We start from the raw sequence: 25,073 nt of genomic DNA on the forward strand, positions 1-25,073 counted from the left end.
CGCAGTGTTCAAATTCAAATCCTGGTTGGTATTGCACGGGGACGGGAAATGTCCAAGCCCCAGAAAAGCATTCGGCGCTGTGTGCACAGCGCCGCTTGTATTACTTGATCAGCCCGACCCGCGAGAAGTTCGGCAGGTGGCTGAGCTTGGGTTCCGGCCAGCTCATCCAGACCGCAAAGGCCTTGCCGACGATATTCTGGTCGGGAACCATGCCCAGCAGGTCCTTGGGAATGCTGGGGTCATCCCAGTAACGGCTGTCATTGGAGTTGTCGCGGTTGTCGCCCATCATGAAGTAGTGCCCGGCCGGCACTTTCCACTCGCCGTCAGGCATGGCACGGTAGCGGCTCATTTCCTTGCGGATTTCATGCTCTACCGCACCGAGTTTTTCCTGGTACAGCTCGGCACTGCCCAGGCTGTTCGGTTCGGAACCGATCAGCTTCTCGGCCACCGACTCGCCGTTGATGAACAGGCGCTTGTCGCTGGTGTAGCGAATCACGTCGCCCGGCAGGCCTACCACACGCTTGATGTAGTTGACGTTCGGGTCGCTCGGGTAGCGGAACACCATCACATCGCCGCGCTGCGGATCACCGACTTCGATGACCTTCTTGTCGATCACCGGCAGGCGAATCCCGTAGGAGAACTTGTTCACCAGGATGAAATCGCCCACGTCCAGGGTAGGTTTCATCGACCCCGACGGGATCTGAAACGGTTCCACCAGGAACGAGCGCAGCACCAGCACGATGAACAACACCGGGAAGAACGACTTGCCGTATTCAACCAGCAAAGGCTCTTTGTTCAGCTTCTCGATCACCATGCCATCGGGCTGGCTGACGCTGCCCTGATAGGACGCGATAGCCGCCCGCCGACGCGGGGCGAAGAACACCAGATCGAGCAACGCCAGGAGACCGCAAACGGCAACGGCGATGACCAGCAACAGCGGGAAATTTAGCGACATAGGACCTAACTATCCAACCTGAGCACCGCAAGGAAGGCTTCTTGTGGAATTTCCACGTTGCCCACTTGCTTCATGCGTTTTTTACCGGCCTTTTGCTTCTCAAGCAGCTTGCGCTTACGGCTTACGTCACCGCCGTAGCATTTGGCCAGTACGTTCTTTCTGAGTGCTTTGACGGAGGTTCGCGCAATGATCTGCCCGCCAATGGCGGCCTGGATCGCGACGTCGAACATCTGGCGCGGAATCAGTTCTTTCATCTTCTCGGTCAACTGGCGACCTTTGTAGTGCGCATTGTCCTTGTGCACGATCAGTGCCAGGGCATCGACCTTGTCGCCGTTGATCAACACATCCAGTTTCACCAGATTAGCCGATTGGTAACGGTCGAAATGGTAATCCAGCGAAGCATAGCCGCGACTGGTGGATTTGAGACGGTCAAAGAAGTCCAGGACCACTTCGTTCATCGGCAAATCGTAGGTCACTTGCACCTGGGTACCGAGGAACAGCATGTCGTGCTGCACGCCACGCTTTTCGATACACAGGGTAATGACGTTGCCCAGGTGTTCCTGCGGCACAAGGATATTGGCCCGCACGATCGGTTCGCGCATGTCTTCGATGGAAGACAGGTCTGGGAGCTTGGACGGGTTGTCGACGTAAATCGTTTCACCGTTTTTGAGCAGCAACTCAAAAATAACCGTTGGCGCCGTGGTGATCAGGTCCAGGTCGTATTCGCGCTCCAGGCGCTCCTGGATGATCTCCATGTGCAGCATGCCGAGGAAGCCGCAGCGGAAGCCGAAGCCCAGGGCGTCGGAGCTTTCCGGGGTGTACTGCAACGACGAGTCGTTGAGGGTCAGCTTTTGCAGGGCTTCGCGGAAGTCTTCGAAGTCGTCGGAGCTGACCGGGAACAGGCCGGCGTAGACCTGCGGCTGGATACGCTTGAAGCCCGGCAGCACGTCGACGTCAGGGGTGGAGCTCAAGGTCAGGGTGTCACCGACCGGCGCACCGTGGATGTCCTTGATACCGGCGATGATGAAGCCTACTTCACCGGCTTTCAGATCAGTGGTCGCGGTGTGCTTGGGGTTGAATACACCGACGCTGTCCACCAGGTGGATCTTGCCGGTGGACTTGACCAGGATCTTGTCGCCCTTCTTCACACGGCCGTGGCGCACGCGTACCAGGGAGACAACCCCCAGGTAGTTGTCGAACCAGGAGTCGATGATCAACGCTTGCAGCGGATCTTCGTAGTTGCCGGTGGGGGCTGGAATGGTCTTGACCAGGCGCTCGAGCACTTCGTCGACGCCCAGGCCGGTCTTGGCGCTGCACTCGACGGCGTCGGTGGCGTCAATGCCGATGATTTTTTCGATTTCTTCTTTTACGCGGTCCGGATCGGCCTGTGGCAGGTCGATCTTGTTCAGCACCGGCATGACTTCCAGGCCTTGCTCGATGGCGGTGTAGCAGTTGGCCACGGACTGGGCTTCAACGCCCTGGCCCGCGTCCACCACCAGCAGCGCACCTTCGCAGGCCGCCAGGGAGCGGCTGACTTCATAGGTGAAGTCCACGTGGCCCGGGGTGTCAATGAAGTTCAACTGGTACTTGATACCGTCTTTGGCGGTGTAGTACAGGGTAACGCTGTGGGCCTTGATGGTGATCCCGCGCTCGCGTTCGAGGTCCATGGAGTCCAGCACCTGGGCTTCCATTTCACGCTCGGCAAGGCCGCCGCACATCTGGATGAATCGATCGGCCAGCGTCGACTTACCATGGTCAATGTGGGCGATGATGGAGAAATTGCGGATATGACTCAAATCACTCACGGATCAACACTCAAAAAGGCTGCGGGCAGATTGCCCGCTGAAAAATAGCCGGGAATTGTACCTGATGCTCAGGCCGGGCGTCATCTTTGCTGACCAGAACAAAAATGCCCCGCTCATCCGAGCGGGGCATTTTTTATCCATCGGTGCGCTATCAGCCCGCTCGGCGCAGCAGCCAGAACCCGGCCAGGGCGCAGATGGCCGTCGGCACCAGCACTGCAAACAGCGGCGAGAACCCGAAGACCAGGCTCGACGGGCCGAGCAGGTCCTGGGCGATGCGGAAGGTGAAACCGACCAGCACGCCAGTGAATACCCGCTGGCCGAGGGTCACGGAGCGCAACGGACCGAAGATGAACGAGATCGCCATCAGCACCAGTGCGGCGGTCACCACCGGCTGCAACACCTTGACCCAAAATGCCAGCCAGTAACGACCGTTATTCAAGCCTTGATCCTTCAGGTAGTGGATATAGCCCCACAACCCGGAGATCGGCAGGCTTTCGGGGATCATCACCACCGTATTGAGCAGTTCCGGCTTGAGGGCGATATCCCACTCTTCACTCGGCACATTGATCACTTCGGTGCTGGCCTTGGTGCCTTGGCCGACATTGCGGAAGTAAGTCGTGGTGACGTCGGTCAGTTGCCACTTTTCGTCGCCGTACTGCGCGCGTTTCGCGAAACTGGACGACAGCATGTGACGTTCCTTGTCGAACGTGTAGCGCGTCACACCAATCAACAGCCCGCCCGGTTGCACGGCGTTGATGTGGATGAACTCATCACCCTGGCGGTGCCACAGGCCATGCTTGGCGCTTTGCGCATCGCCCGAGCCCTGGGCCAGGGCGCGATTGGCCTGGGCGGTGGTTTCGGCCGGCGGCGCGACGTATTCACCGATCAGCACGCTGCACAGCATCAGCAGCAACATTGGCTTCATGACCGCCCAGACGATACGCCCAATGGACACCCCGGCGGCGCGCATGATGGTCAGTTCGCTGTTGCTGGCCAGGCTGCCCAGGCCGATCAGGCAACCGATCAGCGCGGCCATCGGCATCATGTCGTAGAGACGACGCGGCGCGGTGAGTGCCACGTAGCTGAGCACGTCCCATACGGTATAGGTGTCGCTGACGTTGCCGACTTCATCGATGAAGGCGAACAACGAGGCCAGGCCCAGGATAATGCCCAGTACCGCCAGGATGGCGATCAGGACGCTGCTACCAATGTAGCGATCGAGCTTAGCCACGAGCCAACTCCTTCTGGCCACGACGGCTCATCATTTTCAAACGAATAGGCTCCCAATACAGCAGTCCCAGGCCGATCACCAGGAACATGCCGTGCACCCACCACAGGCCCAGGACCGGCGACAGCTTGCCTTTCTCCAGGGAGCCACGGGCGGAAATCAGGATGGTGAGGTAAGCCATGTACAGCAGGATCGCCGGCAACAGCTTGAGGAAACGGCCCTGGCGCGGGTTGACGCGCGACAGCGGCACGGCCATCAGGGTCACGATAAACACCAGCAGCGGCAGGGAAATCCGCCATTGCAGCTCGGCAATGGAACGCAGTTCCTTGCTGCCGAGCAGGTCCGCCGTGGGGATGGCGTCGCGGTCGGTGACTTCGTCGCTGATGTCCGGGCGGGCCAGCATCACGCCATAGGTGTCGTACTTGATCGCGCGATAGTCGGCCATGCCTGGACTGCCATCGTAGCGATAGCCATTTTCCAGGATCAGGTAGCGGCTGCCGTCAGGACGCACTTCCTGGCGGCCCGAATCGGCCACCAGCACAGAAATGCCCCGGTCTTTCTTGTCCTGGCCAAACCGTTTCTCGGAGATGAACACACCGCCCAGGTTGGCGCGGTCGTCGGTCAGGGTTTCCGTGTAAGTCACCCGTGAACCGTCATTGAGTGCCTGGAAACGGCCCGGCTCGAGGGTGTCGAACTCGGTCATCGCGTCCTGCTTGTTCAGCACCAATTGGAACTGCATGGCGCCCTGGGGAGCCAGGCTCAGGCTCAGCCAGGCCACGATCAGCGCAACACCGGCCGCCGGAATCATGGTCATGCCCAGCAGGCGCTGCTGGCTCATGCCGGTGGCCGAGAGCACGGTCATTTCACTTTCAAGGTACAAGCGGCCGTAGGCCAGCAGGATGCCGAGGAACAGGCCCAGCGGCAGGATCAGTTGCAAGAATCCCGGCAGGCGAAAGCCCATGATCAGGAACAGCGAGCCTGGGTCCAGGGCGCCGGAGGCAGCCTGGGCCAGGTATTTGACGAAACGACCACTCATGATGATGACCAGCAGGACCGCACTCACGGCACTCAGGGTCAACAGGACTTCGCGGGACAGATAACGGAAGACGATCAAACCAGACACTCCAGGGTTGTCAGGCTAAGGCGGCCAAACAAGCAAGCATACCGAGTCAGCCCGTTTGCATCGGGCCGGCTAAAAAGATGGCGCATTATCCTGTGATTGACCGCGCCTGTCACTGCGCAACCTCATGCGCACGCACAAAGCTGGTGGCAAGGGTTGTCAGGCTCCGCCGGCGAGGTTCAAACTGCGGCCTTTGTCGCTGGCGGTTTACACAGCCGCCAAGCTTTAAAGCCTGCGTACAGACGCCAGGCTCTCAGACCTTATATAAGGGACCCGAAAATGGAATTGGTTGTAAAAAGCGTTAGCCCCGAAACGTTGAAAACCGCCACCCTCGTGGTCGCCATCGGCGAAGGCCGCAAGCTCGGCGTAGCCGCCAGGCAGCTCGACGAACTCAGCGGCGGCGCGATCAGCGCGGTCCTCAAGCGCGGCGACCTGGCCGGCAAAGTCGGCCAGAGCCTGCTGCTGCAAAGCCTGCCCAACCTGAAAGCCGACCGCGTGTTGCTGGTGGGCGTGGGCAAGGACGCTGAACTGGGCGACCGTCCGTTCCGCAAGATCATCAGCGGCATCCTCAACACCCTCAAGGGCCTGGGCGGCAGCGATGCGGCACTGGCACTCGATGAAATAGTGGTCAAGGGCCGTGACAGCTACGGCAAGACCCGCCTGCTGGCCGAAACCCTGGTGGACGGCGGCTACATTTTCGATCAGTTCAAGAGCCAGAAAGCCGAACCCCGCGCCCTGAAGAAAATCACCCTGCTGACCATCAAGGCCGCCCAGGCTGAAGTCGAGCGCGCCGTGACCCACGCCCAGGCCATCGCCAATGGCATGTCGTTCACCCGCGACCTGGGCAACCTGCCGCCGAACATCTGCCACCCGACCTACCTGGGCGAACAGGCCAAGGCATTGGGTAAAGAGTTCAAGGGCCTGAAAGTCGAAGTCCTGGACGAGAAGAAGATCAAGGAACTGGGCATGGGCTCGTTCTATGCCGTGGGCCAGGGCAGCGACCAGCCGCCACGCCTGATCGTGATGCAATACAACGGCGGCAAGAAGTCCGAGAAGCCTTACGCCCTGGTCGGCAAAGGCATCACCTTCGACACCGGCGGCATCAGCCTCAAGCCGGGCCTGGGCATGGACGAGATGAAGTACGACATGGGCGGCGCCGCCAGCGTGTTCGGCACCCTGCGCGCCGTGCTGGAACTGAAGCTGCCGATCAACCTGGTGTGCATCCTGGCCTGCGCCGAAAACATGCCGAGCGGCGGCGCGGCCCGTCCGGGCGACATCGTCACCACCCTCAGCGGCCAGACCGTGGAAATCCTCAACACCGACGCCGAAGGCCGCCTGGTGCTGTGCGATGCCCTGACCTACGCCGAGCGCTTCAAGCCACAGGCCGTGATCGATATCGCCACCCTGACCGGCGCCTGCATCGTGGCCCTGGGTTCCCACACCTCGGGCCTGCTGGGCAATAACGACGAGCTGATCGAGCAACTGCTCAGCGCCGGCAAGGCCGCCGACGACCGCGCCTGGCAACTGCCGCTGTTCGATGAGTACCAGGAACAGCTGGACAGCCCGTTCGCCGACATCGCCAACATCGGCGGCCCGAAAGCCGGCACCATCACGGCTGCGTGCTTCCTGTCGCGTTTTGCCAAGAACTTCAACTGGGCGCACCTGGACATCGCCGGCACGGCCTGGACCAGCGGCGGCAAGGACAAGGGCGCCACCGGCCGTCCGGTGCCATTGCTGACCCAATACCTGCTGGACCGCGCCAAAGCCTAAACACCTGCCCGGCTGCCTGCCGCGGTCAACTGTAGGAGCGAGCTTGCTCGCGAAGAGCGTCAACGATAACGCGTTCATCCTGGATGAACGCATTGTTCTCAGGTTCTTCGCGAGCAAGCTCGCTCCTACATTATGACGGCGGCAGGCGCGGCAGCCCAGGAACCGCAATGACCCAAGTCGACTTCTATATATTGCCCAGCGCCGATCCGCTCGCGCGCCTGGACTTCGCCTGCAAACTCACCGAAAAAGCCTGGCGCATGGGCCACCGCATCTACCTGCATTGCAGCGATGCCGCCCAACGCGACGAGCTCGACGCCCGCCTGTGGCGTTTCAAGGGCGAAAGCTTCGTGCCCCACGGCCCCGCAGAATCAGAACCCGAAGGCCAGGTTGTCCTGGGCTTGGGGGACAGTTGCGGCAATCACCAGGACCTGCTGGTCAACCTGGACCTGAAAGTACCGCCTTTTGCCAAGGCCTTCGCCCGTGTGGCGGAAGTGGTGGTGGAAGATCCGGCTATTCGTCAGGCCGCGCGCGAGAGTTTCCGTTTCTACCGCGAACAGGGCTATCCTTTGCAAGATCACCGGCTACAACGACTTTGAGTACATGATGGACACTCCCAACCCGACAAAAAAAGATGACCACCTGCTGGACGACCTCGAGTCGATTCGTCAGTTGCTGGGTGATGATGACTTGCAACCGCCGCTATTGACCGAACAGGCCGATGGCGAGGTACAGATTCCGCTGTTGTTCGACATGGTCGGTGGCAAGCAGGTTGCCCCGGAACCGGTTGTCGAAGCCCCCGCTGTCGTGGACGCTGCCCCTGCTGCGGCTGAAAAGGGCCCCGACGCCCTGCTGCTGCACCTGGACAACGAACTGCGTGCAGCTGCGCAATTGATCATGCAAGACGTGATCGACGACTTTGCCCCCCATATCGAAACCGAGATCAAGCGCCGGATGGATGCGCGGATGGAGCGGATGCTCAGCCAGTACCAGTCTTGAACCGTCCATAGATCCCCTGTGGGAGGTGGCAAACTCCTCCCACATTTGATTGCCTGCACCTTAAGCCCGCCTTCGCCTCGCCCTGCGCCCTATCCCCCGTTATACTTGCCGGCTTTCCTGAATATATGCCAACTAGGGTCCCGCCGCGCATGGATAAGACCTACCAGCCGCACGCTATTGAAACTTCCTGGTACAACACCTGGGAGTCCGAGAACTATTTCGCTCCGCAAGGCGCGGGCGAGTCCTACACCATCATGATTCCGCCACCGAACGTCACTGGCAGCCTGCACATGGGCCATGGCTTCAACAATGCGATCATGGATGCGTTGATCCGTTTCCGCCGCATGCAGGGCCGCAACACCCTGTGGCAACCGGGTACCGACCACGCCGGTATCGCCACCCAGATGCTGGTGGAGCGCCAACTCGAAGCCACTGGCCAGAACCGTCACGACCTGGGTCGCGAGAAATTCCTGGAAAAAATCTGGGAATGGAAAGACCAGTCCGGCGGCAACATCAGCCGTCAGATCCGTCGCCTCGGTTCGTCCGTCGATTGGAGCCGCGAGCGCTTCACCATGGATGACGGCCTGTCGGAATCGGTGAAAGAAGCCTTCGTGCGCCTGCATGAAGACGGCCTGATCTACCGCGGCAAGCGCCTGGTCAACTGGGACACCAAGTTGCACACGGCAATTTCCGACCTTGAAGTGGAAAACCACGACGAGAAAGGTTTCCTGTGGAACCTCAAGTACCCGCTGGCCGACGGCGCCAGGACCGCTGAGGGCAACGACTACCTGATCGTCGCCACCACCCGTCCGGAAACCATGCTTGGTGATGCCGCCGTCGCGGTCAACCCGAACGACGAGCGCTACCAGGCACTGATCGGCAAGTTCGTCGAGTTGCCGCTGGTAGGCCGCCGCATCCCGATCATCGCCGACGATTACTGCGACCCTGAATTCGGCACCGGCTGCGTGAAAATCACCCCGGCCCACGATTTCAACGACTACGAAGTCGGCAAGCGCCATAACCTGCCGCTGTTGAATATCTTCGACAAGAATGCCGCCGTGCTGCCGGCCTGCCAGGTGTTCAACCTCGACGGTACGCTGAACGAGAGTATTGATGGCAAGATCCCGGCCGAATACGCCGGCCTTGACCGTTTCGAAGCGCGCAAGCAGATCGTTGCTGCCTTCGACGCTGCCGGCCTGCTGGTCAGCGTCGACGACCACGCCCTGAAAGTGCCGAAGGGCGACCGCTCCGGCACCGTGATCGAGCCGTGGCTGACCGACCAATGGTACGTGTCCACCAAGCCCCTGGCCGAGCCGGCGATTGCTGCCGTGGAAGACGGGCGTATCCAGTTCGTGCCCAAGCAGTACGAAAACATGTACTTCTCGTGGATGCGCGATATCCAGGATTGGTGCATCAGCCGCCAGCTGTGGTGGGGTCATCGCATTCCGGCCTGGTACGACGAGTCGGGCAAGGTCTACGTGGGCCGCGACGAAGCCGAAGTACGCGCCAAGCACAACCTCGGTCCGGATGTGGCACTGCAACAGGACAACGACGTACTGGACACCTGGTTCAGCTCGGGCCTGTGGACCTTCTCCACCCTGGGCTGGCCGCAGCAGACCGAATTCCTGAAGAAATTCCACTCCACCGACGTGCTGGTCACCGGCTTCGACATCATTTTCTTCTGGGTTGCCCGGATGATCATGCTCACCATGCACTTGGTGAAGAACGAGGACGGCACCCCGCAGGTACCGTTCAAGACCGTGTACGTGCACGGCCTGGTGCGGGATGGCCAGGGCCAGAAGATGTCCAAGTCCAAGGGCAACGTCCTCGACCCGCTGGACATCATCGACGGCATCGACCTGGAAACCCTGGTACAGAAGCGCACCTCGGGCCTGATGCAGCCGAAACTGGCGAAGAAGATCGAGAAGCAGACCCGCGACGAATTCGCCGACGGCATTGCCAGCTACGGCACCGATGCGCTGCGCTTCACCTTCTGCTCGCTGGCGTCCACCGGTCGCGACATCAAGTTCGACATGGGCCGCGTCGAAGGCTATCGCAACTTCTGCAACAAGATCTGGAATGCCGCACGCTACGTGCTGGACAAAGGCGAAGACTGCGGCCAGAACGGCGAGGCCATCGAGCTGTCCCTGGCGGATCGCTGGATCATCTCGCAGCTGCAGCGCACCGAAGCCGAAGTGACCCGTCAACTCGACCAGTTCCGTTTCGACCTGGCCGCACAGGCCTTGTACGAGTTTATCTGGAACCAGTATTGCGACTGGTACCTGGAACTGTCCAAGCCCGTATTGTGGGACGAAAACGCGCCGATCGAACGTCAGCGCGGCACCCGTCACACCCTGGTACGCGTGCTCGAAGTCGCCCTGCGCCTGGCGCATCCGTTCATGCCGTTCATCACCGAAGAAATCTGGCAACGCCTCGCGCCGCTGGCCGGCAAAGACGGCAAGACCATCATGCTGCAACCTTGGCCGGTGGCCAACGAAGCACGTATCGATGAGGCGGCCGAGAGCGATATCGAGTGGCTCAAGACCCTGATGCTCGGCACGCGCAACATCCGCGCCGAAATGAACATCGGCCCGGGCAAGCCCCTGGCGGTATTCGTGAAGAACGCCAGCGCCGAAGACCAGCGTCGTCTCACCGAGAATGATGCGCTGCTCAAGAAGCTGGCGAAGCTGGAATCGATCACCGTATTGGCGGAGGGCGCCGAAGCGCCACTGTCGGCGACCGCGCTGGTCGGCGACATGGAAGTGCTGGTGCCAATGGCCGGCCTGATCGACAAGGGCGCGGAACTGGCCCGTCTCGACAAGGAAATCCTGCGCCTGCAAGGCGAAGTGGCGCGGGTGGGCGGCAAGCTGTCCAACGCGGCATTCGTCGACAAGGCACCGGCTGAAGTGATCGATAAGGAACGCGCCAAGCTGGCCGAGGCCGAACAGGCTTTGGGCAAGCTGGCGGAGCAACATGCGCGGATTTCCAGCCTGTAAGGGGCAATCCGTGTGAAAAAAGAGACCTTCGGGTCTCTTTTTTTGTGCTTGCAGTCAATGTGGGAGGGGGCGTGCTCCCACATTTGACCGAGTTATCCTCGGGAATGTGTGACAATGGCCGCCACTTTGAGCCAACACCAGAATCATCATGACCGCCCCCACTACGCCCAAACCTCCACGCAAGAAGCCTAAGACCGCAGCCACGGCCAAACCCGTCGCGCCGCGCAAAGAGGCTACCCTGCACCCACGCAACCGCCACACAGGTCGTTACGACTTCCAGGCGTTGATCAAGACCACGCCGGAACTGGCGCAATTCGTGATCATCAACCCCTATGGCAAAGAGAGTATCGACTTCGCCAGCCCGGACGCGGTGCGGGTGTTCAACCGGGCGTTGCTCAAGGCCTTCTATGGCATCCAGCATTGGGACATCCCGGCGGATTACCTGTGCCCGCCGGTACCGGGACGTGCCGACTACGTGCACTTCCTCGCCGACCTGCTGGCCAGTGTCAACGAGGGCAAGATCCCGCGCGGTTCAATCGTCAAGGTGCTGGACATCGGCATGGGCGCCAACTGTGTCTACCCGCTGATTGGCTATATGGAGTACCGCTGGAACTTCCTCGGCTCGGAGGTCGACCCCATCGCCGTGGCCGCCGCCAAGGCCATCGTGCAGTCCAACGACCTGAGCAAGGTCATCCAGTTGCGCCAGCAGGAAAACCCCAAGCACATCCTGCTGGGCCTGCTGGAACCGGGTGAGCGTTTTGACCTGACCATGTGCAACCCACCGTTCCATGCGTCCATGGACGAAGCGACCAAGGGCAGCGAGCGCAAGTGGCGCGCCTTGGGCCGGGCCGATCCCAAGCGCAAATTGCCGGTGCTCAACTTCGGAGGCCAATCGGCCGAGTTGTGGTGTGAAGGCGGTGAAGCGCGCTTCGTGACGCAATTGATCGCCGAGAGTGCGCACTTTGCCCACAAGGTGTTGTGGTTCAGCACCCTGGTGTCAAAAGCGTCAAATTTGCCCGCGATCGAGACCGCCCTGAAAAAAGCTGGCGTGCTGGAAAGCCAGGTGGTGGAAATGTCCCAGGGTCAGAAGCAGAGCCGTTTCGTGGCCTGGACCTTCCAGACCAAGAACGAACAGCAGATCTGGCGCCAGCGCTGGGTGCGCTGACGCCAACCTGTAGGAGCGAGCTTGCTCGCGAAAAACGCCAAGACACCGCATTCATCCGGGATGGCCGCGTTATCGTTAACGGCCTTCGCGAGCAAGCTCGCTCCTACAGGTAAAAAATCGCAGGCAACAAAAAACCGTGCCCGGATCGCTCCGGAGCACGGTTTTTTTTTGCTGCGTCTTACTTGTTAACAGCGTCGGTCAGGCCTTTGGCCACAACCAGCTTGATAACTTTCTTGGCAGCGATTTCGATGGCAGCGCCAGTCGAAGGGTTACGGCCAGTACGGGCAGGACGCTCGGTCACTTTCAGTTTGCCAACGCCTGGCAGAGTGATTTCGCCGCCGTTTTCCAGCTGGTCAGCAACAACTTGGCTCAGTTGGTCCAGCAGAGCGCGCACGGTAGTTTTCGGTGCGTCTACTGCTTCAGCCAGGTCAGCGATCAGTTGGTCTTTAGTAATAGCCATTGTGGTGTTCCTTCCCTATCAAATTCATATGGATTGCAGAGTGCAGTGTCAGCCGTCGAGCCCGACCGTCATGGCCTGGCACCCCCGGCTATAACCACGGAGATCGGGGTTATAGATGCTTGAAACGGGGATTGGTTCGACCTGACAGATGCTGAATGCACGCTTATCGCCGAGACTTGGCGTAAGACGGGGCAAAACTAGCACAGAGACGGGGAAATATCCGCTTCTACCTACCCATTTGGTCAGCTTTATCGCTCTAAACCGTGAAAAAAAGGCATATGCCTCGTCCGAGAGCATCCAAAATGCCCTTCGACGCGTGTCTTGACCAATGGGTGCGGTACACTGGGCGACTTTTCGGGGAGGCCGACCGCTCCCCTTCAACCAGCCGAGAAGCCCATGCCGATCCGTCATTGCATCGTCCACCTGATCGACAAAAAACCCGACGGCACACCCGCAGTTCTCCACGCCCGCGACTCCGAGCTTGCCGAGTCGGCCGCCATCGAGAACATGCTTGCCGACCTCAACGAGAGCTACAACGCCAAACAAGGCAAGGCCTGGGGTTTCTTCCATGCCGAATCCGGCGCGCACCCGTTCAGCGGCTGGTTGAAGGAATATTTCGAGGGTGGCCAGGATTTCACCGCGTTCAGCCGCACCGCCGTCGAACATCTGCAAAAACTGATGGAGGAGTCCAACCTCTCCACCGGTGGCCACGTGCTGTTTGCCCACTACCAGCAAGGCATGACCGACTACCTCGCCATCGCCCTGCTGCACCACAGCGAAGGCGTGGCGGTGACCGACGAGCTGGACGTCACCCCGTCGCGCCACCTGGACCTGGGCCAGTTGCACCTGGCAGCGCGTATCAACGTGTCCGAGTGGCAGAACAACAAGCAGTCCAAGCAGTACATCTCGTTTATCAAAGGCAAGAACGGCAAGAAGGTCTCGGAATACTTCCGCGACTTCATCGGCTGCCAGGAAGGCGTCGACGGCCCAGGCGAGACGCGTACCCTGCTCAAGGCCTTCAGCGACTTCGTCGAAAGTGAAGACCTGCCGGACGAATCCGCCCGCGAAAAAACCAAGACCCTGGTGGATTACGCCAGCAGCCAGGCCAAGCTCGGCGAGCCCATGGGCCTTGAAGAGCTGTCGGGCCTGATCGATGAGGATCGGCCCAAGGCGTTCTACGACCATATCCGCAACAAGGACTACGGCCTGTCGCCGGAAATCCCGGCGGATAAACGCACCCTCAACCAGTTCCGCCGCTTCACCGGACGCGCCGAGGGCCTGTCCATCAGTTTTGAAGCGCACCTGTTGGGCGACAAGATCGAGTACGACGAAGCCGCCGGCACCCTCATCATCAAGGGCCTGCCGACCCAACTGACCGACCAGCTCAAGCGCCGTAACTGATGCTCGGCGGGGTTCTCAAGAAAGTCCTGCTGGTGTTGCTGGTGGTGGTGGTTATCCAGAACTGGGGCAAGATCGAGCGGGTGTTCAACCCTTCCCAGGTGGTCTCGGAGCAGACGCGGGCATCGGCGCGAGTGGCGCTGTATACCACCGAGTGGTGTGGCTACTGCAAGCAGATCCGCCGCTTCCTGGACCAGAAAGGCATTCCGTACCAGGCCTTCGACATCGAGAAGGACGCCCAGGCGCGCAAGGCGTATGAAGCACTGGGCGGTGGCGGGATTCCGTTTGTGGACGTCAACGGGACGCTGATTCGCGACTACAACCCTGACGCGATCATGGCCGCGCTGAAGTAATCAGCGCACCACGATCACCCGCCCCAACAGGCTGTGCTGCTCGAACCCCAATACCGCTTGCAAGGCGTTGAGTACCGCCTGCGGGTCTTTGCTCGGGAAGCTGCCGCTGACGCGCCTGGCGCCCATCGCTTCGTTGAGCAGCAGGATGCGGCCAGGGTAGTAACGCCCCAGGTCCTTGACCACATCGGCCAGCGGTGCCTTGTAGTAGTTGAGCCAGCCATCCCGCCAGGCCAGGCGGGATTCGCTGTCGACCGCGTGCAGGGGATCGGCGCTGCCATCGGCGTAGGCCACTTGCTGGCCCGCCGTCAGAATTTGCTGCTGGCCCTGTTTCGACGCGGTCACGCCGACCCGCCCCGACAACACCGTCACCTCGGCCCCTGCCGGTTGCAGGCGCACTTCGAACTGTGTCCCAAGCACCCGCGCTTCACCGCCGCCCGCCTCGACCACAAAGGACTCGCCGGTGTGGGTGACGCTGAAAAAACCTGCACCTCGACGTAATTGGATATGTCGCTCACCGTGGCTGAAATCCACGGCAATGGCGCTGTCCGCATCCAGCGTGACCTTGGATTGATCGGCCAGGGTGACGGTTTTCACTTCTCCCGGTGCGCTCACGTAATCGGCGCCGAAGTCATCGATCCACCGCGAAGGCTGCCAACCGGCGCCCATGGACACCATCAACACCAGGCACGCCGCCATGGCTAATGCGCCGGACCAGCGCACCACCCGCGAGCGCCTAGGGGTGTTCATCGCATTAAGGTAGCCCTGCAATGCCAGCGCATCCTCATCCGCCAGTTGGCGTGCCGGCACTTCGCTCAACTCCCAAAGCACCTGGGCCTGGGCATAGGCTTCGACGTGCGCAGGATCGGCCCGTAGCCAGCGGCTGAACGTGGCCTGGTCGCCACTGCTGGGCTGGTCGTGCAACAGGCTCAGCCAGGCCAGTGCGGCTTGTTCCTGGTCTGGCGTGGGGGTCGGATTCACGGTGCTTTCCCTGGCGTGCGCGATGGCGATGGTTCGCGAAGGCTGGCTTTGCAGGCTTCGAGGGCACGCATCATATGTTTTTCTACGGCGCTTTGGGACAGGCCCATGGCCTTGGCGATTTGCGCGTACTTGCGCCCATGAATGCGGTTGAGCAGGAAGATCTGCCGGGTGCGCTCCGGCAGGCTGCGCAGGGCGGCTTCGACATGCCGCAGGTCGTTGCCCGCCTCGAGCGCCGCCTGGGGTTCGGAGCCCTGGTTATCCTGCTGCTCCGGCAGCCAGCCTTCACTGCTGCGCACCCGTGCGCCTTCGCTGCGCAGGTGGTCGATGGCGATATTGCCGGCGCAACGCAACAGGTAGGTGCTGAGTTCTTCGACCTGCACCAATGGCCGACGCCAAAACCGCAGGAACAGGTCCTGCACCAGGTCGGCCGCCGTGGCGCGGCACCCGACACGGCGGCTCACCAACGCTTCCATCTGCGAACGCTGGGACAGGAACACCTGCAGGAAATGCGCACGCCCACCCGCCGCGTCAGCCTGTGGGCTGTCCTGGGAATCGGGTGGGGTGCTGATCATCATGGCGGCGGCTCAGAACGTTGCGAAGGCGGCAACAGGGCTGGCCAGCAGGCCGACGCCTGCCAGGAGCAAGGCCAGCCTTGGCCGATACGGCAACAACAGCACCAGCAACAGGGCACTGAGCATCAACACCGCGCACCACTCCACCAGGCCCAGGCCCCAACCGGCGACAGCCACGGCGGGCCAGATCGACACGGTCAGCAGCAGCCAACCGATGACGCGCAAAGCAATACGCCGCCGAGGCGCTGGCTTGCTGTGCAGCAGTTCGCCGTGGTGACGGTCGGTGGACAGGCACAAGGCGGTAAACCCGGCGTAACACATCAGCAGAGCGAGGAGCATTCAGTTCGCCTCCTGCTTGAGCTGCAGCGGCCGCGCCCGTTCGGTCTTGGGCTGCGGGGCCTTACGGTGCTGCATCTTCCAGGCTGCCCAGGCGAGGAACACACCGCTGCCCAGGCAGGTCAGGTCGAAGCCGGCCATGGCCCAGTCGCCCGTCGCCAGTGAAGCGCCCAAGTGCTGCGACGTGGTCAGGGCATTGAGCAACGGGATTGCGGCAAACAGCAGTGCTGCGAAGCTCAATTGCTCAACCCAACCCTGGCGGCCCCGGCGCAGGATCGCGTGCAACAGGCTCAGGCCCCAGGCGATAAAGAAGACCTGCACTTCCCAATCGGAGCGCTCGGCAAAGCCCACCGGCAATAAACGGTTGGCCCAGAAGAAGGCTGCAATGGCGATCAACAGCCCGGACATGCTGGCGATGTTCAGCACTTCCACCAACCGCAGTTCAAACGGCATCACGCCGCTTTTTGCATGTTTGAGTTGCCGCTTGCCGAGCCAGATCACCAGCCCCGTGCCGATCATCGCCGTGCCCGCCAGGCCGCAGATAAAGTACAACCAGCGCAGCACCGGACCGGCGAAATGGCCCATGTGCAGGCCATAGAAGCTGCCGCCGATCGCCGCCGGCAGCGATTGTTCAGCGCTGACCCGCAACAACTCGCCGGTGTTGCCGTTGAACGACACGGTACTGCCGAAGTCATGCACCACGCGGTCGGAGCTGGCACGGAACAGGTTCACCGAAGCGTTTACATCACTCGGGTTGTTCACCGCCAACCGCCCGACATGCCCACCCGCCCACTGCGCCCTCGCCTGCTCGTACATCGGCAGCAATGACAGCAATTGGCCTGGCTGGCCCAGCGCCGGCGCGTTGTTGGTGGCGGGGAACACGTCATTGAAGAAGGCCCGGGTGTCGTTGCCATAGGAAGCCACGATCGGCGCCGGCATCACCATGCTCATGAAAATCACCAGGCTGCTGTAGGTGATCATCAGGTGGAACGGCAGCACCAGCACACCCACCGCGTTATGCCCGTCGAGCCAGGAACGCTGGCCTTTGCGGGGGCGGAAGGTGAAGAAGTCCTTGAAGATTTTCTTGTGGGTGATGATGCCCGTGATCAACGCTACGAACATCACCATCGCTGCAATGGTCGACAGCCAGCGGCCCCACGGGTAAGGCATTTGCAGCTGGAAGTGGAAACGGTAGAAGAAATCCCCGCCCATGCTTTCCCGGGCCTGTACGGCTTGACCGCTCACGGGGTCGAGGGTTTTCTGAATGAAATTGCCACGTTTGCCGGGGTCGACCTTGTCTTGCCACATCACAGACAGGCCAGGGTCGCGGCTATCCGGCAAGGTGATGAACCAGCGTGCGGCCGTGGGTGCGACCTTCTGCAGGTAGTCCTGGGCGACACTCAGGCTGCGCGCATCATCCAGGGGATGGGCCTGCACTTCGGGTTGCATCCAGTGAGTGATCTCATCCTTGAAATAGGCCAGGGTGCCCGTCAGGAAAATCGCAAATAGCAGCCAGCCAAAGATCAGCCCGGCCCAGGTGTGCAACCAGGCCATGGCCTGGCGAAAGCCCTCTTTCATGTGCGTACCATCCACAAGCCCACGCCTGCCAGGGTGGCAAACGCCGCACTCGGCAGCATCACGCCGCACCACGCGCGCCATGCCGTACGACAGGCGAAGCACCAGAGCACTGCCAACAGGTAGAACACGAACGAACTCATCATCCCGGTAATCACCGCATCGGCGCGGGACGTTGGCATCCACAGCGCCAGGCAGATGCTGGCCAGGGACGCCATCAGGTAACCGCCGACGACAGCAGCCAGCACGCGCGACGTAACGGCGAGACGATAGGAAGCAGGCAGTGAGGTTTTGCTTTTCATGCGGGAGGCGCCAGGTTCATCAGCGCGCAATATTAATGATAAATATTCTCATAAGCAAAACAGAACGGATGAAACACCTGCCTTCGCACATTGCCGAACGGTTGGCGGCCCCCTACAATGCGAACAATTCTTGTTCTCTAAAGCATGCCGAGATTTTGCCGGCATGCACAAAAGGGAGATCGCGTTGCAGCCGTCCAACACTGTCGAAGTGCTCTATAACGACCATCACCACTGGCTCACCGGCTGGTTGCGACGCAAGCTCGGCTGCCCGGAAAGTGCGGCAGACCTGGCGCAGGACACCTTCATCCGAATCCTGACCGCACGCGAAGCGCCGACGCTGATCGAGCCCCGCGCCTTCCTCACCACGGTCGCCAAGCGCGTGTTGTTCAACTTCTACCGCCGCCAGGACCTGGAACGCGCCTACCTCGACGCCTTGGCGCAGATGCCTGAACAGGTAGCGCCATCCGAAGAAGAGCGCGCGATCATCCTGCAAACCCTGCTGGAGCTGGACCAGTTGCTCGACGGCTTACCCACGCTGGTCAAGCGCGCGTTCCTGCTGGCCCAACTCGACGGCCTGACGTATGCGCAGATCGGTGCCGAACTGGGCATTTCCATCGCCACCGTCAAACGCCACCTGAATAAAGCCGCCCTGCGCTGCTATTTCGCCCTATGAATGTCTCGACCCAGGTTGCCGAACAGGCCGTGCACTGGCTGATGGAAATGCAGCAAGGCGCGCTCAACCCACGCCAGCAGGCGGCCTGGCAACACTGGCTGAATGCCCATAGCGAACATCAGCGCGCCTGGGACCATATTCAGCGCGTCAACCAGCGCCTGCGCGGCATGCCCTCGCCCCTGGCCCATGCGGCCTTGAACGCACCTAAGTCCAGCAGCCGGCGCCAGGCGCTGAAGTTGTTGCTGATCCTCGGCGCCGGTTCGGCCGCGGCCTGGAGCCTGCGCCAGCAGCATATCCTGCCGCCGCTGAGCGCCGACTACCGCAGCCCCGTCGGCCAACGGCGCAAGGTGCAACTGGCCGACGGCAGCCAGTTGCAACTCAATACCGGCAGCGCCGTGGATGTGCACTTCGACGGCCGGCAACGGCTGATTCGCCTGCTCGAAGGCGAGATCCTGCTCACCGCCAATGCCGGCAGCATGCTGCAGGTGTTGACCGGCCAGGGCCTGCTCAGCAGCCAGGCGGCGCGCCTGAATGTGCGCCAGTTCAACGACCACACCCAACTGGCGGTCTTGGACGGCCGCGTCGAGGTGATGCCCAACACCTACAGCGGCCTGCCCCTGACGGTCGACGCGGCACGCCAGGTCAATTTCACCCGTAAAGGCTGGGACACCCCGCGCCCAACCGACGCCAACAGCGGCGCCTGGGCCGACGGCATGCTGGTGGCCGCGCATATGCGCCTGGAGGACTTTCTCGCCGAACTGGGCCGCTACCGCCGTGGCCAGCTCCATTGCGATGCGCAGGTCGCCAACCTGCTGCTGTCCGGCAGCTACCCGCTGGACGACAGCGAACGCATCCTCGACCTGCTGGAGGTCAGCCTGCCGGTCAAGGTGCGGCGTTTTACCCGCTATTGGGTAAGCGTCCAGGCCCGTGCATAAATTATTTTCAGCCACCGTGAGCCGTTTTCCGCACCTCGCGTGACAGAGAAGGAAAGCCACCTTGATCCTTCCTTCTCAGGACCGCCCTTCATGCCCCAGCACCCCACCCTTCTCGCCCGCACCTTGCGCCAACTGCTGCTGGGCGCCAGCCTCAGCCTGACCGTACTGCCTTGCGTAATGGCGGCCGATACCAAGCCGTATCACATCGCCCCAAGCTCGCTGGAAGCAGCCCTGAACCAGTTTGGCCGTGAAGCCGGCGTGTTGATTTCCTTCGGTTCCGAAGTCACGGCGGGCATGCAGAGCCGTGGTTTGTCCGGCAACTACAGCGCCGCCGAAGGCCTGCAGAAGCTGCTGGAAGGTACCGGCCTGCAAGCCCGCGCCGAAGGCGACAACGCCTACAGCCTGCAACCGGCAACGGCGCCGGCGGCTGTCGAGTTGGCGACCTCCAGCGTGGTCGGCGACTGGCTCGGCGATGCGGCGCAAACCAATGTCTTCGAACACCCCGGCGCCCGTGACGTGATCCGCCGCGAAGCGTTCGAACGCCAGGGCGCCACCCAGGCCAAGGACGTGCTCAACCGCATCCCCGGCGTCAACGCCCCGGACAATAACGGCACCGGCAGCCACGATATGGCGCTGAACTTCGGCATTCGCGGTCTCAACCCGCGCCTGGCGTCGCGCTCAACGGTGTTGATGGACGGCATCCCTGTGCCCTTCGCGCCGTACGGCCAGCCGCAGCTGTCCTTCGCGCCGATCAGCATGGGCAACATGGACGCCGTGGACGTGGTGCGTGGCGGCGGTGCGGTGCGCTACGGCCCGCAGAACGTCGGCGGCGTGGTCAACTTCGTGACCCGCGCGATCCCGGATGCACCCACCGTCAAAGGTGGCTTGCAGACCGAGACCAGCCCGTCTTCCAGCCATGACGGCTTCAAGACCACCGGCAACCTGCTGGCCGGCGGCACTGCCGAGAATGGCCTGGGCGGCGCGATTTTGTATTCCGGCACCCGTGGCGGCGACTGGCGCGAAAACAGCAACACGCGCATCGACGACCTGATCCTCAAAGGCAAATACCAGCTCGACGACGCCAACAGCTTCAACGCCATGGCGCAGTACTACGAAGGCCAGGCCGATATGCCTGGGGGCTTGAACGTCGCGGACTACAAGGCCGATCCGTATCAGTCCACCCGCCCCTACGACAAATTCTGGGGCCGCCGTACGATGTTCAACGTCGGCTATCGCTACGAGCAGGACCGCCGCGAATTCACCGTCAACAGCTTCTTCACCAAGACCCTGCGCAGCGGCTACCTGGACCAGGGCACGTTCCTGTCGCTGTCCCCGCGTGAGTATTGGGTGCGCGGCGTGGAAACCCGTTTCGCCCAGGGCTTTGACCTCGGCCCGACCAGCCATGAAGTGGGCGTCGGCTACCGCTACATCAACGAAGCCGGCCACGAACTGCGCTACCGCACGCCGATTTCCGCCAACAACCAGCAAATCCCCAGCACCGACAGCCGCAACGACCGCGACACCCGTGGCGGCACCGAAGCCAATGCGTTCTTCGTCGATGACCGGATTGATATCGGCAAATGGACCATCACCCCGGGCATCCGCTACGAGATGATCGAGTCCCAGCAGAGCAACAACCTGACCAACGTCAAATACAAAGGCGACTACAACACCGCGCTGCCGGCGTTGAACGTGCTCTATCACCTGACCGACGACTGGAACCTGTACGCCAACACCGAAGGTTCATTCGGCAGCGTGCAGTACAGCCAGATGCCCAACCGTGTGACCAGCGGTGAAGTGAAACCGGAAAAAGCCCGCACCTGGGAACTGGGTACCCGCTATGACGACGGCACCTTGCGCGCAGAGATCGGTGCGTTCCTGATCAACTTCGACAACCAGTATGAAAGCAACCAGACCAACGACTCGGTGATCGCCCGCGGCGAAACGCGCCACCAGGGTATTGAAACCAGCGTCAACTACGCCCTCGATGGCTTGAGCCCGGCGCTGGCCGGTTTCGATGTGTACGCTACCTACGCCTACGTCGACGCCACCATCCGCGAAGACGGCCCGAACAAAGGCAACCGCGTGCCCTTCTCGTCCAAGCACAAAGGCACCCTCGGCGTGGGTTACACCGAAGGGCGCTGGAAACTCAATGTGGACAGCAGCTATCAGAGCAGCCAGTTCGCCGACAACGCCAACACTCAGGCAGAAAGTGCTGACGGCGCCAACGGTCGAATCCCCGGCTACATGCTGTTCAGCAGCCGCGCAGCCTATGACTTCGGCCCGCAACTGTCGGATCTGAATGTGGCGGTCGGCGTGAAGAACATCTTCAACACGCAGTACTTCACCCGCTCGTTCGACGACAACAACAAGGGCAAATACGTGGGTGAGCCGCGTACGCTGTACGTGCAGACCTCTATCGCGTTCTAACTGCCCGCCAGGCAACTGGGAGTGGCGGCGACCAGAGCGTCGATTGCACAACGGGTCTTGGCCGGCATATGCACGGCTGTCGGCCAGATCACATGGATCGGCGCGGGTTGCTCGCGATAGCCGGGCAACACCGCGACCAGCTGCCCACGCAGCACATAGTGCGCAATCAACCAACTCGGCAACCAGGCCAGGCCGACGCCCGCGATGGCGGCATCGGCCACCGCCTGGAGGTCGTCCATCATCAACGGCGAGGCCACGGGATTGCGCTGCGGGGTCGTGCTGCGATAGGCGATGCCGCGATGGCGGGCGAGGTCTTCGATGCATTCAATCGGCCCGACGCGCTGCAAGTACGCCGGTGACGCCGCCAGCCCAACAGCCTGTTCGCCCAGGCGACGTGCACTGAGGCGGTCGGTGTCGGGCAGCGGGCCGATCCGCACGGCGACGTCGAAGCCTTCCTGTGCCAGGTCCACCAGCCGATCGGCGAAGCTGATCTCGATCTCCAGTTCCGGATAGCGCGCCATCAACCCCCACAATGCCGGGGCTGCGTAGTGATGCCCGAAGGCCAGTGGCAAGCTGGCCCGCAAACGACCGCGTGGCTGTTGCCGGCCGCTTTCCAGTACCGATTCGGCCGCCTCGAGTTCCGCCAACGCGCGCAGGCAATGTTCGTAGTAGGCCTGGCCGTCCTCGGTCAGCCGCTGGCGGCGGGTGGAACGCTGCAACAGGCATGTGCCCAGGCGTGCTTCCAATCGTGCCAGGCCCTTGCCGACCGCAGAGCGGGTGAGGTTCAGCCGTTCGGCGGCCTCGGTCAGGTTGCCGCTTTCGACGATGTGCAGAAACAGCTCAACGCCATCAAAACGCGGTGTCGTCATGGCTCGATTGTCGCCCCAAATTCCCTTATTAGCGGAAAACTTATCACGAATAACGAAACAGATTCCCCTGAAAATAACGCGACACTTCATCCACAGGAGAATCCCATGCCACCCGCCGCCACGCTAACCACCGCCAGCCCCCCGCGTACCGCCAGGAATGGGCTGGCCCTCACGGCCGTGTGCCTCGTCGCCCTGATGTTCGGCCTGGAGATTTCCAGCGTGCCGGTGATCCTGCCGACACTCGAGCGAGAGTTGGGCACGGGCTTCCAAGACGCCCAGTGGATCATGAACGCCTACACCCTGGCCTGCACCAGCGTACTGATGGCAGCGGGCACGTTGGCGGATCGCTTTGGTCGTCGCCGCATGCTGGTGCTGTGCCTCTGGGTGTTTGGCCTGGCTTCACTGGCCTGCGGGCTGGCCGAGGATTCTTCGCTGCTGATCACGGCGCGGTTTATCCAGGGCATCGGTGCCGGGGCGATGATGATTTGCCAATTCGCCATCCTCTCGCACCTGTTCCGCGAACCGGCAGCACGGGCACGTGCGTTTGCGATATGGGGCGTGATTGCCGGCGTGGGCCTGGGCTTCGGGCCGATGATCGGCGCACTGATCCTGGCGGTGGCGGATTGGCGTTGGGTGTTCCTCGTGCACGTGCCGCTCACCCTGTTCACCCTGGTGCTGCTGCGCGTCAGCGTGCAGGAGTCCCGCGACCCGGCCGCCCATCGCCTGGACATCGCCGGCATGCTCACCCTGACCCTGTCGGTGTTTGCCCTGGTGTACTTCATCACCCAAGGCAGCGAACACGGTTTCGGAACACCGGCCATGCTCGGTTGGGCGGCGTTGTCGGTGCTCGGCCTGCTGCTGTTCATCACGGTCGAGCTCCGCAGTGCGCACCCGATGTTCGACTTCTCGGTGTTCCGCATCCAGCGGTTCAACGGTGCGTTGATGGGTTCGATCGGCATGAACTTCAGCTTCTGGCCGTTCATGATCTACCTGCCGTTGTACTTTCAGGCGGGCCTGGGTTACGACACCTTGACCACCGGCGCCGCGCTGCTCGCCTATACCCTGCCGACCTTGCTGGTACCGCCGCTGGCCGAGCGCCTGGCCCTGCGCTATGGCGCCGAACGCATCATCCCCCTCGGCCTGGGCCTGATGGGCGCGGGCTTTCTCGCCATGGCCGCCGTCAACGGCGCCGCGCACCCACGTATCGGGCTGGTGCTGCTCAGCTGCGTGATCGCCGGCGCAGGCCTGGCGCTGACCAACTCGCCCACCACCAATACCACCACCGGCTCGGTATCGGCCGACCGCGCGGGCATGGCCTCCGGCATCGACCTCAGTGCGCGGCTGATCACCCTGGCGCTCAACATTGCCCTGATGGGGCTGGTGCTGTTGCTGGGGATCAGCCATCAGCTGGCCGAGATGCTGCCCGCCACCACGTCAATGGAGTGGCCGGCCATCAGCCAGAACATTGCCGCAGGAAAGTTGGAGTCGATGGGGCTGGCAGCCAACGATGCTAAGGCGGCACTGCGCCATGGCGCCGGTTGGGCGATGCTGTTTGCCGGGTTGGGCGCTGGGGGGCTGGCGCTGTTGAGCCGGTATTTTTTCCGACGCGGCGCCTGAACGAAAACGGGCCTGCAGATGCAGGCCCGTTTGCAGGGGGTGAAAAGAACGTCAGCCGTTAATGACCGCGTTTTCGTTTTCCAGAAATTCCTGTTCCAGCGCGTCTTCATTCACTTTGTTGATGGGCTGGTTTTTCGCGGCAGCGCGGGGCTTGCCTTGCAGTCGGCCAAACAGATGTTCCAATGCGTGATCCAGCTTGGTGGCCGCGCTGTCAATCGCTTGTTCCAGGGTATCGCCCTTGGCGGACACCGACAGCGGTTGATGGCCTTTTGGCCGCGCTTCCAGGCGGCAACTTAAATCGTGGGGACCGGGTTTGTCGCCGTTCTCATCCCGCAGGTAGACCTCCACTCGGGTCAGGTCTTCTTCATAACGTTCGAGCGTGCTCTCAATGGTAGTACGTACCCACTCCTCCAGTCGGATGCTGCTTTCAATATGGTTATCGCTATTGACTTGGATTTGCATAGTTCTTCCCTTATTTCAGCTAGCTCGCGAGAGGTCACAAACTGCAACACCGGGGTGGTGAAACCATGACCTCTTGAT

At 61.7% G+C, this 25,073-nt stretch carries 23 protein-coding genes; 11 read left to right on the forward strand and 12 right to left on the reverse strand.

Going from position 1 to position 25,073, the window contains the following annotated elements:
- Positions 1–100 precede the first annotated feature (100 nt).
- The 4 genes from lepB to lptF form a co-directional block, all read right to left on the reverse strand.
- Complete coding sequence (gene lepB / locus AC07OP_RS04140) at positions 101–955, reverse strand: signal peptidase I (protein ID WP_027604663.1); 855 nt, start codon at positions 953–955, stop codon at positions 101–103.
- A 5-nt stretch (positions 956–960) separates the two neighbouring features.
- On the reverse strand, positions 961–2,760 hold the full coding sequence (gene lepA, locus AC07OP_RS04145; RefSeq protein WP_027604664.1) for a translation elongation factor 4: 1,800 nt from the start codon (positions 2,758–2,760) through the stop codon (positions 961–963).
- Between the two features lie 151 nt (positions 2,761–2,911).
- Positions 2,912–3,991, reverse strand: coding sequence for an LPS export ABC transporter permease LptG (gene lptG / locus AC07OP_RS04150; RefSeq protein WP_092487264.1), 1,080 nt, complete (start codon positions 3,989–3,991; stop codon positions 2,912–2,914).
- The gene (gene lptF / locus AC07OP_RS04155; RefSeq protein WP_027604666.1) at positions 3,984–5,102 is read right to left on the reverse strand and encodes an LPS export ABC transporter permease LptF; all 1,119 of its coding nucleotides are present in this window, start codon (positions 5,100–5,102) and stop codon (positions 3,984–3,986) included. The genes lptG and lptF overlap by 8 nt, the downstream gene beginning before the upstream one ends.
- 285 nt (positions 5,103–5,387) lie before the next feature.
- On the opposite strand from lptF, the gene AC07OP_RS04160 reads away from it, so the two are divergent.
- The 5 genes from AC07OP_RS04160 (at position 5,388) to rlmF (ending at position 12,035) form a co-directional block, all read left to right on the forward strand.
- Entirely contained in the window at positions 5,388–6,878 is a 1,491-nt protein-coding gene (locus tag AC07OP_RS04160) for a leucyl aminopeptidase (protein WP_027604667.1), read from the forward strand.
- Positions 6,879–7,045: 167 nt separating this feature from the next.
- On the forward strand, positions 7,046–7,474 hold the full coding sequence (locus tag AC07OP_RS04165) for a DNA polymerase III subunit chi (RefSeq protein WP_027604668.1): 429 nt from the start codon (positions 7,046–7,048) through the stop codon (positions 7,472–7,474).
- A gap of 7 nt (positions 7,475–7,481) precedes the next feature.
- On the forward strand, positions 7,482–7,874 hold the full coding sequence (locus AC07OP_RS04170) for a DNA polymerase III subunit chi (RefSeq protein ID WP_495103244.1): 393 nt from the start codon (positions 7,482–7,484) through the stop codon (positions 7,872–7,874).
- Positions 7,875–8,023: 149 nt separating this feature from the next.
- Entirely contained in the window at positions 8,024–10,870 is a 2,847-nt protein-coding gene (locus AC07OP_RS04175) for a valine--tRNA ligase (protein WP_115487675.1), read from the forward strand.
- 148 nt (positions 10,871–11,018) lie between these two features.
- Positions 11,019–12,035 (forward strand): 23S rRNA (adenine(1618)-N(6))-methyltransferase RlmF, encoded by a 1,017-nt coding sequence (gene rlmF, locus AC07OP_RS04180; protein WP_027604671.1) that lies wholly within the window; start codon positions 11,019–11,021, stop codon positions 12,033–12,035.
- Positions 12,036–12,213: 178 nt separating this feature from the next.
- On the opposite strand, the gene AC07OP_RS04185 is transcribed toward rlmF, so the two are convergent.
- The gene (locus tag AC07OP_RS04185; RefSeq protein ID WP_003188840.1) at positions 12,214–12,495 is read right to left on the reverse strand and encodes an HU family DNA-binding protein; all 282 of its coding nucleotides are present in this window, start codon (positions 12,493–12,495) and stop codon (positions 12,214–12,216) included.
- 396 nt (positions 12,496–12,891) lie between these two features.
- On the opposite strand from AC07OP_RS04185, the gene yejK reads away from it, so the two are divergent.
- Both yejK and AC07OP_RS04195 read left to right on the forward strand, forming a co-directional pair.
- Positions 12,892–13,896, forward strand: coding sequence for a nucleoid-associated protein YejK (gene yejK, locus AC07OP_RS04190; protein WP_495103242.1), 1,005 nt, complete (start codon positions 12,892–12,894; stop codon positions 13,894–13,896).
- Positions 13,896–14,246, forward strand: coding sequence for a glutaredoxin family protein (locus tag AC07OP_RS04195; protein WP_495103241.1), 351 nt, complete (start codon positions 13,896–13,898; stop codon positions 14,244–14,246). The genes yejK and AC07OP_RS04195 overlap by 1 nt, the downstream gene beginning before the upstream one ends.
- Here AC07OP_RS04195 and AC07OP_RS04200 read toward each other — a convergent pair whose 3' ends face one another.
- The 5 genes from AC07OP_RS04200 to AC07OP_RS04220 are packed head-to-tail and all read right to left on the reverse strand — an operon-like array spanning position 14,247 to position 18,009.
- Complete coding sequence (locus AC07OP_RS04200; protein WP_495103240.1) at positions 14,247–15,224, reverse strand: FecR family protein; 978 nt, start codon at positions 15,222–15,224, stop codon at positions 14,247–14,249.
- Positions 15,221–15,799, reverse strand: a complete 579-nt coding sequence (locus AC07OP_RS04205) for an RNA polymerase sigma factor (protein WP_027604674.1) — start codon at positions 15,797–15,799, stop codon at positions 15,221–15,223. Before AC07OP_RS04205 ends, AC07OP_RS04200 begins: the two co-directional genes overlap by 4 nt.
- 9 nt (positions 15,800–15,808) lie before the next feature.
- Positions 15,809–16,135, reverse strand: coding sequence for a DUF3325 domain-containing protein (locus AC07OP_RS04210; RefSeq protein WP_495103239.1), 327 nt, complete (start codon positions 16,133–16,135; stop codon positions 15,809–15,811).
- Positions 16,136–17,710 (reverse strand): PepSY-associated TM helix domain-containing protein, encoded by a 1,575-nt coding sequence (locus AC07OP_RS04215; protein ID WP_495103238.1) that lies wholly within the window; start codon positions 17,708–17,710, stop codon positions 16,136–16,138.
- Entirely contained in the window at positions 17,707–18,009 is a 303-nt protein-coding gene (locus AC07OP_RS04220; RefSeq protein ID WP_115487669.1) for a DUF3649 domain-containing protein, read from the reverse strand. The genes AC07OP_RS04215 and AC07OP_RS04220 overlap by 4 nt, the downstream gene beginning before the upstream one ends.
- A gap of 184 nt (positions 18,010–18,193) precedes the next feature.
- On the opposite strand from AC07OP_RS04220, the gene AC07OP_RS04225 reads away from it, so the two are divergent.
- The 3 genes from AC07OP_RS04225 to fecA all read left to right on the forward strand — a co-directional run bounded on the left by AC07OP_RS04225 (position 18,194) and on the right by fecA (position 22,047).
- A complete protein-coding gene (locus AC07OP_RS04225; protein WP_495103243.1) occupies positions 18,194–18,682 on the forward strand; it encodes a sigma-70 family RNA polymerase sigma factor in 489 nt (162 codons plus the stop codon).
- Positions 18,679–19,617, forward strand: coding sequence for a FecR domain-containing protein (locus tag AC07OP_RS04230; protein ID WP_495103237.1), 939 nt, complete (start codon positions 18,679–18,681; stop codon positions 19,615–19,617). Before AC07OP_RS04225 ends, AC07OP_RS04230 begins: the two co-directional genes overlap by 4 nt.
- A 90-nt stretch (positions 19,618–19,707) precedes the next feature.
- Positions 19,708–22,047: a TonB-dependent Fe(3+) dicitrate receptor FecA gene (gene fecA, locus AC07OP_RS04235; RefSeq protein ID WP_495103236.1), complete on the forward strand. Its 2,340-nt coding sequence runs from the start codon at positions 19,708–19,710 to the stop codon at positions 22,045–22,047.
- Here the strand turns inward: fecA and AC07OP_RS04240 are convergent.
- Positions 22,044–22,916: a LysR family transcriptional regulator gene (locus AC07OP_RS04240; RefSeq protein ID WP_141156831.1), complete on the reverse strand. Its 873-nt coding sequence runs from the start codon at positions 22,914–22,916 to the stop codon at positions 22,044–22,046. The genes fecA and AC07OP_RS04240 overlap by 4 nt on opposite strands.
- Before the next feature lie 105 nt (positions 22,917–23,021).
- Here AC07OP_RS04240 and AC07OP_RS04245 point away from each other — a divergent pair, with 105 nt between their 5' ends.
- The gene (locus AC07OP_RS04245) at positions 23,022–24,533 is read left to right on the forward strand and encodes an MFS transporter (RefSeq protein ID WP_495103235.1); all 1,512 of its coding nucleotides are present in this window, start codon (positions 23,022–23,024) and stop codon (positions 24,531–24,533) included.
- Between the two features lie 51 nt (positions 24,534–24,584).
- On the opposite strand, the gene AC07OP_RS04250 is transcribed toward AC07OP_RS04245, so the two are convergent.
- The gene (locus AC07OP_RS04250) at positions 24,585–24,995 is read right to left on the reverse strand and encodes an HPF/RaiA family ribosome-associated protein (RefSeq protein WP_027604683.1); all 411 of its coding nucleotides are present in this window, start codon (positions 24,993–24,995) and stop codon (positions 24,585–24,587) included.
- Positions 24,996–25,073: the final 78 nt, after the last annotated feature.

This window comes from Pseudomonas sp. GW821-FHT09D08, from assembly GCF_059416305.1.

What these genes read in the sequence shown, in the direction of transcription:
- lepB (WP_027604663.1), bottom strand. Translation starts at nt 955, where the DNA reads ATGTCGCTAAATTTCCCGCTGTTGCTGGTCATCGCCGTTGCCGTTTGC.
- AC07OP_RS04160 (WP_027604667.1), top strand. Translation starts at nt 5,388, where the DNA reads ATGGAATTGGTTGTAAAAAGCGTTAGCCCCGAAACGTTGAAAACCGCC.
- AC07OP_RS04165 (WP_027604668.1), top strand. Translation starts at nt 7,046, where the DNA reads ATGACCCAAGTCGACTTCTATATATTGCCCAGCGCCGATCCGCTCGCG.
- AC07OP_RS04170 (WP_495103244.1), top strand. Translation starts at nt 7,482, where the DNA reads ATGGACACTCCCAACCCGACAAAAAAAGATGACCACCTGCTGGACGAC.
- AC07OP_RS04175 (WP_115487675.1), top strand. Translation starts at nt 8,024, where the DNA reads ATGGATAAGACCTACCAGCCGCACGCTATTGAAACTTCCTGGTACAAC.
- rlmF (WP_027604671.1), top strand. Translation starts at nt 11,019, where the DNA reads ATGACCGCCCCCACTACGCCCAAACCTCCACGCAAGAAGCCTAAGACC.
- AC07OP_RS04185 (WP_003188840.1), bottom strand. Translation starts at nt 12,495, where the DNA reads ATGGCTATTACTAAAGACCAACTGATCGCTGACCTGGCTGAAGCAGTA.
- yejK (WP_495103242.1), top strand. Translation starts at nt 12,892, where the DNA reads ATGCCGATCCGTCATTGCATCGTCCACCTGATCGACAAAAAACCCGAC.
- AC07OP_RS04195 (WP_495103241.1), top strand. Translation starts at nt 13,896, where the DNA reads ATGCTCGGCGGGGTTCTCAAGAAAGTCCTGCTGGTGTTGCTGGTGGTG.
- AC07OP_RS04205 (WP_027604674.1), bottom strand. Translation starts at nt 15,799, where the DNA reads ATGATGATCAGCACCCCACCCGATTCCCAGGACAGCCCACAGGCTGAC.
- AC07OP_RS04210 (WP_495103239.1), bottom strand. Translation starts at nt 16,135, where the DNA reads ATGCTCCTCGCTCTGCTGATGTGTTACGCCGGGTTTACCGCCTTGTGC.
- AC07OP_RS04215 (WP_495103238.1), bottom strand. Translation starts at nt 17,710, where the DNA reads ATGAAAGAGGGCTTTCGCCAGGCCATGGCCTGGTTGCACACCTGGGCC.
- AC07OP_RS04220 (WP_115487669.1), bottom strand. Translation starts at nt 18,009, where the DNA reads ATGAAAAGCAAAACCTCACTGCCTGCTTCCTATCGTCTCGCCGTTACG.
- AC07OP_RS04230 (WP_495103237.1), top strand. Translation starts at nt 18,679, where the DNA reads ATGAATGTCTCGACCCAGGTTGCCGAACAGGCCGTGCACTGGCTGATG.
- fecA (WP_495103236.1), top strand. Translation starts at nt 19,708, where the DNA reads ATGCCCCAGCACCCCACCCTTCTCGCCCGCACCTTGCGCCAACTGCTG.
- AC07OP_RS04240 (WP_141156831.1), bottom strand. Translation starts at nt 22,916, where the DNA reads ATGACGACACCGCGTTTTGATGGCGTTGAGCTGTTTCTGCACATCGTC.
- AC07OP_RS04245 (WP_495103235.1), top strand. Translation starts at nt 23,022, where the DNA reads ATGCCACCCGCCGCCACGCTAACCACCGCCAGCCCCCCGCGTACCGCC.
- AC07OP_RS04250 (WP_027604683.1), bottom strand. Translation starts at nt 24,995, where the DNA reads ATGCAAATCCAAGTCAATAGCGATAACCATATTGAAAGCAGCATCCGA.